This window comes from Ensifer adhaerens, from assembly GCF_020035535.1.
Classification (GTDB): Bacteria; Pseudomonadota; Alphaproteobacteria; order Rhizobiales; family Rhizobiaceae; genus Ensifer.
This window is the reverse complement of record NZ_CP083349.1, coordinates 1,881,814-1,896,306: the sequence shown is the minus strand read 5'-3', so window position 1 is coordinate 1,896,306 and position 14,493 is coordinate 1,881,814. Positions and strand designations below refer to the sequence as shown.

The 14,493-nt window shown below is 61.1% G+C and carries 12 protein-coding genes; 4 read left to right on the top strand and 8 right to left on the bottom strand.

The genetic code is table 11. The features are described 5' to 3' along the window. Positions 1 to 13: 13 nt before the first annotated feature. Entirely contained in the window at positions 14 to 304 is a 291-nt protein-coding gene (locus tag LAC81_RS09260) for a hypothetical protein (RefSeq protein WP_223727581.1), read from the top strand. A gap of 123 nt (positions 305 to 427) precedes the next feature. On the opposite strand, the gene LAC81_RS09255 is transcribed toward LAC81_RS09260, so the two are convergent. After that, positions 428 to 640, bottom strand: coding sequence for a cold-shock protein (locus LAC81_RS09255; RefSeq protein ID WP_034788487.1), 213 nt, complete (start codon positions 638 to 640; stop codon positions 428 to 430). Positions 641 to 1,412: 772 nt separating this feature from the next. Here LAC81_RS09255 and LAC81_RS09250 point away from each other — a divergent pair. Together LAC81_RS09250 and LAC81_RS09245 are read left to right on the top strand one after the other, a co-directional pair. Continuing rightward, positions 1,413 to 2,000 carry a J domain-containing protein gene (locus tag LAC81_RS09250; protein WP_113539389.1) on the top strand — a complete coding sequence of 196 codons (588 nt, stop codon included), beginning with the start codon at positions 1,413 to 1,415 and terminating at the stop codon, positions 1,998 to 2,000. Between the two features lie 193 nt (positions 2,001 to 2,193). Continuing rightward, entirely contained in the window at positions 2,194 to 2,928 is a 735-nt protein-coding gene (locus LAC81_RS09245) for an LssY C-terminal domain-containing protein (protein ID WP_223727580.1), read from the top strand. Positions 2,929 to 3,010: 82 nt separating this feature from the next. On the opposite strand, the gene LAC81_RS09240 is transcribed toward LAC81_RS09245, so the two are convergent. After that, positions 3,011 to 3,895: an NAD(P)-dependent oxidoreductase gene (locus tag LAC81_RS09240; RefSeq protein WP_223727579.1), complete on the bottom strand. Its 885-nt coding sequence runs from the start codon at positions 3,893 to 3,895 to the stop codon at positions 3,011 to 3,013. A gap of 164 nt (positions 3,896 to 4,059) precedes the next feature. On the opposite strand from LAC81_RS09240, the gene LAC81_RS09235 reads away from it, so the two are divergent. Beyond that, positions 4,060 to 4,410 carry a winged helix-turn-helix transcriptional regulator gene (locus LAC81_RS09235; RefSeq protein ID WP_223727578.1) on the top strand — a complete coding sequence of 117 codons (351 nt, stop codon included), beginning with the start codon at positions 4,060 to 4,062 and terminating at the stop codon, positions 4,408 to 4,410. A 623-nt stretch (positions 4,411 to 5,033) separates the two neighbouring features. On the opposite strand, the gene tyrS is transcribed toward LAC81_RS09235, so the two are convergent. From tyrS to uvrB, 6 genes are all read right to left on the bottom strand, one after another. Then, positions 5,034 to 6,296 carry a tyrosine--tRNA ligase gene (tyrS, locus tag LAC81_RS09230; RefSeq protein WP_223727577.1) on the bottom strand — a complete coding sequence of 421 codons (1,263 nt, stop codon included), beginning with the start codon at positions 6,294 to 6,296 and terminating at the stop codon, positions 5,034 to 5,036. 240 nt (positions 6,297 to 6,536) lie between these two features. After that, positions 6,537 to 8,417 (bottom strand): hypothetical protein, encoded by a 1,881-nt coding sequence (locus LAC81_RS09225; protein WP_223727576.1) that lies wholly within the window; start codon positions 8,415 to 8,417, stop codon positions 6,537 to 6,539. A gap of 176 nt (positions 8,418 to 8,593) precedes the next feature. After that, positions 8,594 to 9,813, bottom strand: a protein-coding gene (locus tag LAC81_RS09220) for an IS3 family transposase (protein ID WP_223726516.1) whose coding sequence is annotated in 2 segments (ribosomal slippage) — positions 8,594 to 9,480 and positions 9,480 to 9,813 — 1,221 coding nt in all. Because the reading frame shifts where the segments join, the coding sequence is not laid out codon by codon here. Positions 9,814 to 9,896: 83 nt separating this feature from the next. After that, on the bottom strand, positions 9,897 to 10,391 hold the full coding sequence (locus LAC81_RS09215) for a hypothetical protein (RefSeq protein WP_223727575.1): 495 nt from the start codon (positions 10,389 to 10,391) through the stop codon (positions 9,897 to 9,899). Beyond that, the gene (locus LAC81_RS09210) at positions 10,391 to 11,308 is read right to left on the bottom strand and encodes a hypothetical protein (RefSeq protein ID WP_223727574.1); all 918 of its coding nucleotides are present in this window, start codon (positions 11,306 to 11,308) and stop codon (positions 10,391 to 10,393) included. Before LAC81_RS09210 ends, LAC81_RS09215 begins: the two co-directional genes overlap by 1 nt. Before the next feature lie 108 nt (positions 11,309 to 11,416). After that, positions 11,417 to 14,413, bottom strand: coding sequence for an excinuclease ABC subunit UvrB (uvrB, locus tag LAC81_RS09205; RefSeq protein ID WP_223727573.1), 2,997 nt, complete (start codon positions 14,411 to 14,413; stop codon positions 11,417 to 11,419). Between the last annotated feature and the right edge of the window lie 80 nt (positions 14,414 to 14,493).

Sequence of the window (14,493 nt, the reverse complement as noted above, 5' to 3'; positions counted from 1 at the left end):
TGAGAACTATCGAATGCAGCGGCTCGAAATCTACGTCGACGATCAGCTCATTGGGTATACGGCGTTCGAGAACGGCGATGCCGCAATGGGCGTTGCGTTTCGCCGCGACATGATCACCGAAGAAAGCGTCATCGTCGTCATGCTCGGGGATACGGCGATCCGATCGACCGGCGGCGCATACATCGAAGACTATTTCGAGGAGCTGGGCGAAATCGAGGTCGCGATCCTTGGCGTAGATTGCCCGCCGTATGGCGAGTTGTTTCCGGAGCTCAAGGCCGCTTACGAGGCGGGGCTTCGGAGCTGACGGACCAGATTGTCCGAGGCATGTCCCTGGGGCATGTCCCTGGGGCATCGATCCCCTGAAACGAAAACGGCGCCCCTTGCGGAGCGCCGTTTCCTTGAAGACTGTCCGATCGGACGATCCGGCTTAGGCAGCCTGGATGTTGACGGCCTTCGGGCCCTTGCCCATGCGGTCCGGCTCGGTGTCGAAGGTGACCTGCTGGCCATCCTTGAGGGTTGCAAGGCCAGCGGCCTGAACGGCGGAGATGTGTACGAACACGTCCTTCGCGCCGCCATCCGGCGTGATGAAGCCGAAGCCCTTGTCCTGGTTGAAGAATTTAACGATGCCCTTAGTGGCCATGGAAGAAGTCCTTTTCCTTCAGTCAATTTGCGTTGCCCGCGCCCCCTGGGGGATGTGGGCATCTCGTCTTCCGCTTGCAAGCGGAAAGGCGTCGAGTGGTCACGATTCGGGGAAAAGACGTCTACGGTGCCGCTGCCGGCAGTCCCAACACGAGGTCGGGCGCAGTTGAAAGTCCAGTCTCCGGGATAGAAATCGCCCGAACGGCGCAAGAAGTGACAGTATTTGCAGAAAAAGGCAAGTACCTTGTGCGTTGCGTCAAATGGCGAACCTGCCGTCTTCGCAAGGCATTTGCCGGTTCTTGCAGCTCCCTTCACTCCTCCGTCAGAAAAATCGGGGACGGCCCGTTTCTCGACACAATTTCGTCCCGACCTCGACCGAACGTGCGCGCCGCCGACGGGGCTGTTTGCTGCGCCCGAGCGGATGGCGTCGTTGCGTCTGGCATCGAGCCGGAGGCTTGCACATCTTCGGGATAACGCGCAGGCTTTACCGAAGGTTGGTTCCGTCTTGGCCGGCGATGGCGTAGCCAAGGGGCCGGGGCGGCGGCCGCGCCATGCGAAGCGTCGCCTTGGCCGGGCGAAGTTTCGCCTTGGCCGGACGAAGTGTCGCTCTGGCCGGAAGATTGTGTGGTCGGGCCGGACCAAATGGCGTCCGGATCGGATAATGTGTCGTCTTGACCGGACGAGAGTATTGCGAGGGCCGGACGACTGCGTCGCCCGGAGAATGCGCCGGACGGCTTTGCCGGGCGGTGGAGTGACTTACGGAGAGGGACAGCGTGATCGACCCTTACGAACTGCTTGGACTGGAACGCGACGCGGACAATCAGGCAATCCGCAGCGCCTATCGCAAGGCGGCGAAATCGGCGCATCCGGATTCCGGCGGCGATCCCGAACAGTTTGCGCGGCTGCAGATAGCCTACGAACTGCTCAAGGATCCGGTGCGCCGCAAGGTCTATGACGATACCGGCTACGATCCGCAGCTCGCCGATCCACGTGACCTCAAGGGCCTGATGATGCTGGAAACGCTGGTCAACGAGTTCATTCTCGACGAGCGCGAGCCCGGCAGCTTCGATCCCGTCGCCGCCATGCGGCGCAAGCTTTCGGACGATATCGTCAAGAGCCGTTTCCATATCCTCGAGCTTGAGCGCCACCGCGCCCGCGTGCGCAAGCACCTCGACCGCCTCGGCCGCCGGCCGGAGACCGACGTGCTCGGTTCGATGCTGCGCGCCCGCTCGCGGTCGATTGCCGAGGCGATCAAGAACACCGACGAGCAGATCAAGACCATCGAGCAGGCCTATGAGATGCTGGAAGGCTATTCCTACGAACTGGAAGCGCTGGAGGTGAAGGCGCATGCGGCGGAGTAGGGTCGTCTCTCAACTATAGGTGCGGTGCACGCCTGGCGCCGGCGGTACCGTTGCCGTCCGCGCTCCACGGAGCCGCGCATTTTCTTCTGCCACGGCCCCCGCTGTGCAGACGCGGCCTTGGGTGTCATAATCTTCCGTCCTGTTCCGGTTGGCCGTAGACTGCGGCCGTGATCGACGGTGAGGGGGGAGTGAGATGCGGCGTCGCTCGGGCATGCGCCTCGGTCTTTTCGTGACGGCGGTCGTGCTGATCGCCTATCTCGCGGTCTGCTATTTCCTGGTACCCGAACTCTGGATCTTTCACGACGACCGTCGGAAAACTCCGCTCAATGCCATGGTCACATCGACGGAACAGGGTATTCCGGGCGACCCTATCAATGTCGGGCTGGTCGGCTCCAGGGAGCAGATCATTCGTGCCTTCGCGGCCGCCGGCTGGGATGCCGCCGACAAGGTCACGCTGCGGTCTTCGATCGATATCGGCCTTAGCGTCGTGCTTGATCGCCCGGATCTGGATGCACCCGTCAGCCCGCTGTTCTACGAGGGGCGCAAGCAGGACCTGGCCTTCGAAAAACCGGTCGGCCGCAGCGCCGACCAGCGCAACCATGTGCGCTTCTGGCAGACCACGACGACGGCCGAGGGCGACAGGCCGCTCTGGCTCGGTTCGGCCAGCTTCGACCGTGGCGTGGGCCTGAGCCACGACACCGGACAGATCACGCACCACATCGGCCCCGACCTCGACGCCGAACGCGATCTGGTGATCGGCGACCTCGGAAAGGCCGGGCAGGTGCCGTCGACCTACGAGATCCCCGGCGTCGGTGCGACGACAACCGGTCGCAACGGCGGCGGCGACCCCTATTTTACCGACGGCATGACCCTGGTCGGCGTGCTCGATCCGGCGATCGAAGACAGCGGTGCGAAGGCAGGCAAATGACGCCAGGCGTTTTCGCCTGCACGCGTAGCCGGGAACAGGCGGCGTCAAGGCGGGACGACACCCACTCTGACGCCACCATGCCTTAGGCCGACCGGCCCATGAACTGTGACAGCGACGCGAAGTCGTCATGCAGGTGACCGGCGGCAATCGCCCGACGGAAGATCGCCTCGTAGCCGTCGGTAATCGTCCGGTCGATGCCGCGGGCTTCCATCAGGTCGACGAGATGGCGGAAGGCGCCAAAGTGCGGCGAGATGGAGGAGAGCGTTTCGGCGTCGGCGGTATAGCGACCGGCGGCGCTGCGCCTGATGAGATCGGCAACCAACCCCTCGACCACCGGCGCCGTTGCCGACCACTGCTTGTCAAGCGTTTCGAGATCGATCGCCTCGGCGCGGCAGACGGCGATCGACTGCAGTGCGCCGAACAGTGCGCCCCACATCAGGGCGAGCAGGGCGCTGTCGAGCGCATTGGCAAGGCCCGGATCCGTGCCGACGTACTGGACATTGCCGCCGAGCGCCCGCAGCACGTCGCGCGCCGCCTCGAAGACGTCGGCCGGCCCGGAGACCAGCAACGTGCCCGCCTCGGTGCCGATGAAATCCGGTGTCGCCAGGATCGCGCCGTCGAGATGGCGGATGCCGTGCCGCGCGGCCCAGCCCTGCACCTCGCGGGCGCCATCCGGTGTTCCCGAAGTCAACTCGACGATCAGCTTGCCGTGAAGCGCGGTGGCAACAGCGCCATTGCGCAGCAGGCCCTCCGTCGCCGCATAGTCGCTGACATTGACGATGACGATGGCGCTCGCCGCAACGGCATCGCCAACGCTTGCGGCGACCTCGGCCCCGGCTGCGGCGAGCGGCGCCGCCTTTTCGGCCGTGCGGTTCCAGACCGTCGTGCGGTAGCCGGCGGCCAGCAGCGCGCGCGCCAGCGCCGATCCCATGCGCCCCATTCCCAGAACGCTGATTGCAGGTTGCATTTCCAATCTCCATATCCATGGCGCGGGCGTTTGTTCTCGCCTGTATCGCGCTTGACCCGTGACGCGGCCGGCGGCTGCCGGTGCGGGTCAGACGTATGGTGGGATCACCGCGACGCAATACGCACCCGGCGGTTAGTGGTTACGCTGAAGTAAGGGAGAAGGACGTGACGAGACCGATGGAAAATTGTGGCTTTGCCACCGCGCTGAGGGCGATCGAAGGCAAGTGGAAAGTCGATATCCTCTGTGAACTCGGCACCGCCGCCCGCCGCTTCGGCCGCCTGCGCCAGGCGATCCCAGCCATCAGCGAAAAGATGCTGGCGCAGCAGCTACGCGAACTGGAGGCCGACGGCCTTGTCAGCCGCACGACCTATCCGGAAACTCCGCCCAAGGTGGTCTATTCGCTGACGACACGCGGCGCGGCGCTGAACGTGGCGGCGGCAGGGCTCTGCAAGTGGGGCGAGGAGTACGGCGATGACGCGGTGCGGGTGGAGACGAGGGAGGTTGCGGTGGGCTGATCGCCGCGACGTCGGCGTGGCCGTGGGCGGGCTCACTTTCGGGCGGCGTTGGCGCCACGATGCCGCCCGCTACAGCCCCGATGTGTTGTCCGGGCCGTTGGAGCCGCGATCTTGGGGGGCTGCAGCCCTTTCTCTTCACATCCCTGCTTCCAGCGGCGCGTTCGCGCGGCGGATAAATGCGCCACCACGCTTGTGCTCTTACACCTGGCAGCAGGTCTCCTTCGCGCCGCAGACGCGGCGCGGCTGGATTCCTGTGATGAGCACAGGAATGAGGGCGATGGTGTTGTTGTGGTGTTTGCGGAGAACATTGTGACGCGGGGACCCAGGGGACGTTGTCCGAGGTTCGCGGAGCTGTCATCTCGCCGCTGCTCCGTCTCAATTCCCAACCTCGTGCCTCTGGGGCCCGGTTCTTGGCGGATACAATCCTCCCTCATCCCGTGCTCGTCACAGGGATCCAGCAGCCGTGCGTCCGCACGGCTGAAAACGGCGCCAGCAACGCTACGCACTTGCACTGGGCCGCGACGCGCGTTCGCGTCGCAGACGCGGTGCGGCTGGAATCTTGCGACGGGCACAAGAACGGAAGCGGCGGCTGCCTGGGCCTGGTAGCCGCCGCGAGAGCCGGCCTACTTCACCACCACATGGCGCTTCTTGCCGAGCGAGAGCCGGAGCGGCTCCCCGTCGATGGTCACCAGCCCGTCCGCATCCTCGACGACCTCGCCATCGATGCGAATGCCGCGGCCGGCGATGGCCCGCCGCGCCTCGCCCTTGGATGACGCCAGTCCGGCCCGGACAAGCAGGTCGACCAGCGCCACGCCCACGCTGCGCTCGGCATCGCTGAGCACGACGGTCGGCAGCCCTTCGGCCGCTTCGCCCGCCCCAAAAGCCTGTCTCGCGGTTGCCTCTGCCTGCCGGGCGGCGTCGGCCCCGTGCACCAGCGCCGTCGCCTCGTTGGCGAGCCGTTCCTTCACCGCGTTGAGTTCCGCGCCCTCGGCGCGGCCGAGCCGTTCGATCTCGTCGAGCGGCAGCTCGGTGAAGAGTTTTAGGAACCGCACGACATCGGCATCCTCGGCGTTGCGCCAGAACTGCCAGTAGTCGTAGGGCGACAGCCGGTCGGCATTGACCCAGACGGCGCCGGCCGCCGTCTTGCCCATCTTGACGCCCGAGGCGGTGGTGAGAAGCGGCGTGGTCATGCCGAAGACTTCCGCGCCCTCGATCCGCCGCAAGAGATCGACGCCGCCGACGATGTTGCCCCACTGGTCGCCGCCGCCGAGCTGCAGCCGGCAGCCGGTGCGGCGAAACAGTTCGAGGAAATCGACCGCCTGCAGGATCATGTAGTTGAACTCGAGGAAGCTCAGGTTCTCCTGCTGCTCCAGCCGCGTTTTCACGCTGTCGAAGGAAAGCATGCGGTTGACGGAGAAATGCTTGCCGACATCGCGCAGCATGTCGATCCAGGCCATCCTGTCCAGCCAGTCGGCATTGTTGACCATGAGGGCATCGGTCGGCCCGTCGCCGAAAGTCAGCAGCCGCTCGAACACTGTTCGGATGCCGGCGACATTGGCCGCGATTTCCTCGTCGGACAGCATCGGCCGCGCCGCCGAGCGAAAACTGGGATCACCGATCCGCGTGGTGCCGCCGCCGATCAGCACGATCGGCTTGTGGCCCGCCTGCTGCATCCGCCTGAGCGCCATGATCGGCATGAGATGCCCGACATGCAGACTGTCCGCCGTCGCATCGAAGCCGGCATAGACGGGCACGATCCCGGCCGCAAAGGCGCCGTCGACGCCCTCAAGGTCGGTCACCTGGTTGACATAACCGCGCTCGACCAGCGTCCGGGTGAGCGCCGAGCGCGGCTCAAGGGCATCGGTGGGATTGTCTGTTTGGGTCATCGGTACTCTCCATGGCTATCCCGCCAGGGAGCACTGAACACAACAAAGCCGCCTGACGGCGGCTTGTTTCAAGGCATGATCGAAACGCGCCGCTCCCTATGGGGACGCCGCATAATAGGTGCCAGCGATGTGCGCGGTTTTGATCATGCGGGAGGTTGTAGCGGGGAAAGGGGGAGGCGGCAAGGGGAGTGGGATGGGGTAAATCGGGCGGCCCAATGAAGTAAGGCGCAACTTCCAAATCTAGTCGCGGCGCAGACGTTGAATTGTATATCCGCCAAAGCTCATGATATTTCCACCTGCCGCAATCAGTTCTGCATCAAAACTCGCTATTTTTTCCGCTGTCGCCGCAACCAGAACCTGGGCACGCTCACCAAACTTTGCGGATTCCAGAAGGAATGTTCGAACGTCTTTACTCTCGATGGCTTGTTGGTCTGGCTCATCAAAGGCTATGAAGCCTGGATGATGTGTATCGAAGGCCACAGCGACATCCAGAAGAGCTAGGTAATAGCTCCACTTCATCCGAATAGCGTCGCTTCCGGACATTTCAAATCCGAGCTCTCTGACAGTAAGTTCGCCTTCGTCGTCTGTAATCATCGCGATCGGGCGAAAATCGTCAAGGGATACCCGAATTTCTGAAGCTTGGAATGTGATGAAATTGAAATCTCGTAGTCTGGTCTGTAGCCTTTCCTCAAAGTAAGCTATCTTGTTTTTGTCGGAGACGGTGAATTCGTCGCCTTTAATCTTCGACAATTCATCGCGTAAAGCGGTTGTTGATTTGGCGATATGTGCAAAGCGATCAACCAAACCATCCGCTTCGCTCTGCATGGATTCGAACCGCTTTAGTCGAGCCTGGAGGCGGACCAGCCTTTCAAGCGACGATCGTGTAATCGTACTAGATGGACGACGTAATGCATCTCCGAGTTCGCGAATTCGACCGAGTTTGTCCCTCAAATCATCAGTGATCGAATCGTAAATAAGCTGAAGGCTTTTGCTGTGACTTTCGGTGGCGGCAGCGCTGGCCTCATAGAGGTCGATTTGTGACCTGATGAACCGAATGTTCTCATCGATTGCCATACCCTTTACTTGTGCAACTGGCAGCAGTTCCGTTTCCAGCTCTTGATGGCAAGTAGGGCAAGTATGAGCGGACACCGAGCGACCTAAGCGCGAACCGAATTTCTCCAGTTTCTGCGCATCAAGGTTTCTCGACAGATCGCTTTTCAGGGAGGTAACGCGTTTACGATTCTGATTGATTTCTTCGCGTGATGCAGCCATCTCGGTCCGAAGTTCGTCAACTTTGGCCTCCAGTGTCGAGATGTCCGCCTGCGCCCTGGACATTTCCTGTTCCAACCCTGGGGCTGCATCTTCCGTATTCTGAAGTTCGCTAGATTCCAACTCCTCGACCAATGCTGAAGTGTATTCAGCGGCGACTTGAAGAGAAATCCACTCATCCTCCAGATAAACCTCGATCTCTACTGAGGGATCGTTCGCGAATTCCTTAGATGGCGCCGCAGGAATGTTCTGTAGTCTGCTTAGATTGCCAAGTTTTGCTATCAAATTTTGCCGCGCAGAGGACCAATCACCCTCAAGTGCGCTTATTTGCTTTTGTAGTTCTAAGCGGTGTCTACGTCTTTCACCGACGTCAAGATTGAGCAGGAATTCCATAGACCGTCGCGCGATATCTTGGATTCTCAAGAAAGTCGGGAAGGGGCCTTGTATGGCTGACCAACCTCGCTTCTGCTCTACAAAGAGCATTGGAAAGATTGCAGCGAGATAGAGGGGTACTTCTCGACCGTCGAACGTGGTCACGTCCGGTAATTTCCAACCGATAAAGGACGCAAGAAAGTGATGAAAGCCATCCTCTCGCTGAGCTGAGCCGGGATCGTGAAGGAAGAAATCTCGCCTCTCGGTTGTTCCATCGGTGCGAACAATGCTCGCGCGAATCAAACGGTTGTCCGAATCCCCTTTCACGTCGCGATGAATGGCTAGCCTTTCGCGCTTGAAATTCTGTAGTTCCAGCTCGACGTAAGATGCTTGAACTACAAAGGACGGTCCGGTCGGGCGTTCTCTAATGTACTCCTTCAAAGCGTGGCCGAATGGTGTTTCAACGCGAGGCCCCAACATCCGCTCGAGTCCTAGTCCGTACAAAACGGCTTGGAGGCAAGTTGATTTTCCATAGCTGTTCGGAGCCTTAACAACATTCAAGCCTCGGTGAAGATCCAATGATGTTCCAAACTCGCCGGACGCTGTGGTGACACTCAGAATAATTTTTGGAGTTGCCCCCAAAAGACCGGACGTGCTCAGGTTTGAGATTGCGAGCTGATGAACTCGCGGGGTGATTGATATCCTAATGCCTTATGCGGGTGAAGATCGTTGTAATGATCGAACCAGAAGGGCAGTTGTGCGATGACGGTTTCGGCATCCGGAGTTGGGTTTACCGAGACGTAATCGCGCTTGAATGTTTTGACAAAGGCCTCCGCCATCCCGTTCGACTGCGGGCTGCGCACCGGCGTCGAGCACGGCTCCATGCCGATGTCGCGGAGCAAGGATTTGGTGTCCTTGGCGATGAAGCAGGAGCCGTTGTCCGTGAGCCATTCGATAGGCTGCGGCAACATGTTGATGCGGCCAAAGCGGTTCTCGACAGCCGTGATCACGAGGTCCTGCACATCTTGGCTCTTGATGCCTTCCGTGGTGGCGATATGGGCGATTGCTTCCCGGTCGCAGCAATCGAGAGCGAAGGCCACTCGGACCTTCTCCTTGTTGTCGCAGCCGATCTCGAAGCCATCGGAGCACCATCTGGTGTTCGAGCGGGCGACGGCGACCTGGCCGTCATGAAGACGATCATCGACGGCTCCGGTATGTCGCACGAGCAGTAGATGATGCAGCTTCATGACCCGGTAGACGCGCTTGGCATTGGGCCATGACTTGCCCTGTTTTCGGGCATTCCTGCGTAGGATGGCATGGACCCGGCGATAGCCGTAGGTGGGCATGTCGGCGATGACGGCCTTGATATCTTCCACCAGCTCCCGATCCGGGAGTGGCGGGCGCCCTCTGGCTCTGGAAGGGGAACCTGTGGCACGGGCAGCGATATTCGACCGGGCGACACCCAAAGTCTCGCAGACGGTCTTCATTTCAAAAAGTCCTTCGGAAGAGAGAGCGAACGCAACATCTGTTTTTTTGGGCCGGTGGCGATTTCGAGGGCTTCCTTGAGGATTTCGCCTTCCATCGTCTTCTTGCCCAACAGGCGCTGCAACTCCTTCACCTGGGCCTGAAGCGCCCGGTATTCGGAAGCCGGAACGACCTCCTCCTCGGCGGCCGTCGCCGTCAGCGCCCCTTGAGACGCCAGCTTGCGCCATGCGAACAACTGGTTCGGCTGAATGCCGTGCCGCCGGGCAACGACGCTCACCGTCGCATCCGCCTCGTAGGTCTCTTGAATGATGGCCAGCTTCTCCGCCGTGCTCCAGCGCCGTCGCCGTTCCGGACCCGAAAGGACTTCCATCTTAAAGTTGCTACTAGTCATATTACCAACATTACTCCTACCCACTTAGTTAAGTGGGGGAGCATGTCCGGACCTTTCGGGGGCTAATTCAACTCAGAATAATTTTAGAGATCATGAACCGCATTGTTTGGTCGCACCTTGAGAAATTCTATCACACGGCCCTCAGTAAGGAGGGGCGCGAGAAACTCTATCCGGCCTTTTTCTACGGCCATCACACTGTCATCTTTGTGGATCTCGGATGCGAGTGCTAGGCCCGAGGCGGACAACTCGACACCTAGTCGATCGCTAACAGTCGTCCATGCCAACAAACCTTCACCAACCATAAGATCCAGCGCCCGACCAAGCGCTGGTTCCACTTTCACGCGCCATTCTCCGAGCTTGGCTGCGCCCACTAGGATGTCACCTAGGAGATCGGCATCGTCAAACGAACGTGTACCGTCATTCAAAATGTAGAGGCGCGCCAGTGAAGACCGCTTGCCCCGGCTCTTTACCAGGATCAGCAGGTTGAGAGCGAAACGCCAGGATATTCGTAGATCGCCAGGAACCGGGGCGGGGCGCTCGCGAAAAGTAAAAGGAGTTTGAGAAGGAACTATTGACATTAGCAGTCGCCGTCAAAATCGAGTGGGCAGCGCATTAGCCAGTCAGATAGCGTCCCGGCGGAAAGGTCAGTAATCGTCGCGTGTGCGACGTGCGGAAGGTCTTTTTTCAATCCTTCTTCGATTCGAGAAAGGCTTTCTTTCAAACGCTCAGCAGGTGCAGCTTCGCCCGCGCTACCGAGCATTTCGAGACGTGATTCTTCCGCACTTATGGTTTGCCAAGCTCGCTCCCATAGCGCCGGGTGCTCCGTTTTCAATGAGGCTAAGGTGTTGTCGCGCTTGATATGGTTCTTGACGTAAGTTCTGCGGATCCCAGCTCGCTTGACATCTGTTGCGCGTGGAAACGCTCGAGTTAATTTACCATCGAGTGTGTGCACCAAATCGGTTGACTCTCGGGTGACTATCTCCTCCTCAGTTGGCGAAAGCACTACAAGCTCCGGCCCAATCGGAAGTTCGCGAAGTCTTGCTACCTCAGCAGCAAAATCGTCCTGGGATTGCACCAGGGCCACAAAATCGTCCGACAAAAAAGGAAGGCCTAGTTCGGCGATTTCAGCGCCCTTCGCCCTGACGTGCGATACTACCGACTTGTCATCCAAAACAGGACAAAGCAGTATCCATCGGTTGAACGTCAATCCGCAGAGGATTTTAGTTAGGGTTTCTTCGTACTTTTTGAGCTTTGGCAGGTCGCGTGTAGCTTTTTGCTTCATCGCGCTTGATGTCTTGGATGTGTTCCCAGGGTCTTCCGGAGCAAAGCACTGATAAAGGCAGCCGTCGAGCGTAAAAAATTCTAGGCCAGCGTCGCCTTGTACCTTATCTGGGACCCGCTGAACGTTGGGCGGGCCGTGGCGCATTTGAACCAAAATATGCGCATGGCGCTGCCATGCTGTACCATCCCATGTTCGGCGAAAGTTATAGTCCATGCGTAAGGTCCCCAGGCCCAACCTAGAGGTCCAATCGCGACTCTACAATCAGAAATTTCGTCGGTGCGGTAACCAATACGTTGGAAGGTTAGTCGAGTAAGCCTTCAATTACCGCCCCGGCCGCCCCGTTTTCCCCTTCGTCCGTCCCTTCTGCCGCTTCTGGTCCACCGGATCCTCATAGGACCCGACACCCGGCTTCGCCCGCGTAAGGATCGGCTTGTCCGGCACATGGCCGATCACCGGCTTTTCCGTCCGGCCGACGGTCATTTCGTCCAGGGTGTTCCTGCGGAACAGCGATTTGTCCGAGCCGGCAGGTGTCGCGACGTCGCGGCCCATTTCGTCGAGGTCGGGTTTGCGGAACAGCGGGGTTTCCGTGTCGGTGCCCGGGCCCATGTCGTCGAGGGACGGTTTTTGGAACAAGGACTTCTCGTCAGTCGGCCTGGATCCTCGGGTCGAGCCCGAGGATGACGGAGAAGATGGGGATGCCGGGGAGGAGGCACCCTTGCGGCTCTCCAGTGATTTCGCCTCTTCCCGCGCCATCGGGTCGTCCATCGCGGCCAGTTCGGCGGCCTTGAGGCGCTTGATTTCGTCGCGCAGGCGGGCGGCTTTTTCGAAGTCGAGGTCGGCGGCGGCGTCGCGCATCTGTTTTTCGAGCGCGTTGAGGTGGGCCTGCAGGTTGTTGCCGACGAGGTGGCCGCCGTCTGCAAAGCCCTTGCCGGCGACGCCGGAGATGTCGGCGCGGACGTGGTCCTTCTCGTAGACGCTGTCGAGTATGTCGGAAATCTTGGCCTTTACCGATTCCGGGGTGATGCCGTTGGCCTCGTTGTAGGCCATCTGCTTTTCGCGGCGGCGGCTGGTTTCGTCCATGGCGCGCTGCATCGAGCCGGTGATCTGGTCGGCATAGAGGATGACCTTGCCGTCGACGTTACGGGCGGCGCGGCCGATGGTCTGGACCAGCGAGGTCTCGGAGCGCAGGAACCCTTCCTTGTCGGCATCGAGAATGGCGACGAAGCCGCATTCGGGAATGTCGAGGCCTTCGCGCAGAAGGTTGATGCCGACGAGCACGTCGAAAGCACCGAGACGCAGGTCGCGGATGATCTCGATGCGCTCCAGCGTGTCGATGTCGGAGTGCATGTAGCGCACGCGAATGCCCTGTTCGTGCAGGTATTCGGTGAGGTCTTCGGCCATGCGCTTGGTGAGCACGGTGACGAGCGTGCGGTAGCCGGCCGCGGCGGTTTCGCGGATTTCGCCAAGCACGTCGTCGACCTGGGTCTTGGCCGAGCGCACTTCAACCGGCGGGTCGATCAGGCCGGTCGGGCGGATGACCTGTTCGGCAAAGACGCCGCCGGACTGTTCCAGTTCCCAGGAGCCGGGTGTCGCCGAAACGGCGATGGTATCGGGGCGCATGGCGTCCCATTCCTCGAAGCGCAAGGGACGGTTGTCCATGCAGGAGGGCAGGCGGAAGCCGTATTCGGCCAGCGTCGCCTTGCGGCGGAAGTCGCCGCGATACATGCCGCCGATCTGGCTGACGGAGACGTGGCTCTCGTCGATGAACAGCAGTGCGTTGTCGGGGATGTATTCGAACAGGGTCGGCGGCGGCTCGCCGGGATTGCGGCCGGTGAGGTAGCGCGAATAGTTCTCGATGCCGGCGCAGGAGCCGGTCGCCTCCAGCATCTCGATGTCGTAGCGGGTGCGCTGTTCCAGTCGCTGCGCTTCGAGCAGGCGGCCGCCCTTTTCCAGTTCGGCCAGGCGATGCACCAGCTCTTCCTTGATCGCCTTGATGGCGCCGTTCAGCGTCGGGCGCGGCGTGACATAGTGCGAGTTGGCGTAGATCTTGACCGACTTCAGGTCGCCGGTCTTCTGTCCGGTGAGCGGATCGAATTCGGTGATGGCGTCGATCTCGTCGCCGAACATGGAGATGCGCCATGCCGCGTCTTCCAGGTGGGCCGGGAAGATTTCGATGGTATCCCCGCGCACGCGGAACGAGCCGCGCTGGAAATCCATGTCGCGGCGCTTGTATTGCTGCGCCACGAGGTCGGCGAGAAGCTGGCGCTGGTCGAGCCGGTCGCCGACGCTCATCTGGAAGGTCATGGCGGTATAGGTCTCGACCGAGCCGATACCGTAGATGCAGGAGACCGAGGCGACGATGATGCAGTCGTCGCGCTCGAGCAGCGAGCGGGTGGCCGAGTGGCGCATGCGGTCGATTTGCTCGTTGATCGAGGATTCCTTCTCGATGAAGGTATCCGAGCGCGGCACATAGGCTTCCGGCTGGTAGTAGTCGTAGTAGGAGACGAAGTACTCGACCGCGTTGTCCGGGAAGAAGTTCTTGAACTCGGAATAGAGCTGGGCGGCGAGCGTCTTGTTCGGCGCGAGGATGACGGCGGGGCGCTGCGTCGCCTCGATCACCTTGGCCATGGTGAAGGTCTTGCCCGAGCCGGTGACGCCGAGCAGCACCTGGCTGCGCTCGCCGGAGTTCAGGCCCTCGACGAGATCGGCGATCGCCGTCGGCTGGTCGCCGGCCGGCTGGTAGTCCGACGCCATGCGGATTTCGACGCCACCTTCGGATTTCGGTGGGCGGGCCGGGCGATGCGGTGTCCAGAGCTTGCCGTCCTTGAACAGCGGGTTGCCGCTCTCGATCAGCGCCGACAGCGCTTCCACCGTGGCGGTGACGCCTGACGTGGAGGTCAGCTTGGCGGCGTCTTCCAGCGACACGTCGAGTCCGGCCACCGGATTGAGGCCGGCGGCGGCGCGGGTCTTCGGGTCGGTCGAGCCGCCCATGGAGGTGCCGCGCGCCGACTTGCTGCCGACGATCTCGACCTTGCCCTTCTTGCCCGCCTTCTTCGGCGGTGCCTCGTCATCCGCGCCGGCTGCCTTGCGCGCCGCCTTGGAGGCGGCGATCTCCACCGTCTTGCGGTGCTTGCCGGCCTTGGAGGCGATCTGGCGCTGGGTTTCGAAGGCAGAGGCCTCCGCATCGGCCTCGAGCTGCTTCACCCAGTCCGAGACATTGCCGCTGAGAGGCGCGCCGGAGAACGGCGTCTGGGGCGCTTCGTCGAAACCGGACGGGGTGGAGGGCTTCTGCGGGGCATTCTTCGGAGCTTTGGTCATGGCGGGGAATATGGAGAGAGTCCGGCGGAAAGGGAAGGGGCGAGGGAGTACAAAAAGGCAACATCTACAGGGGCGCATGG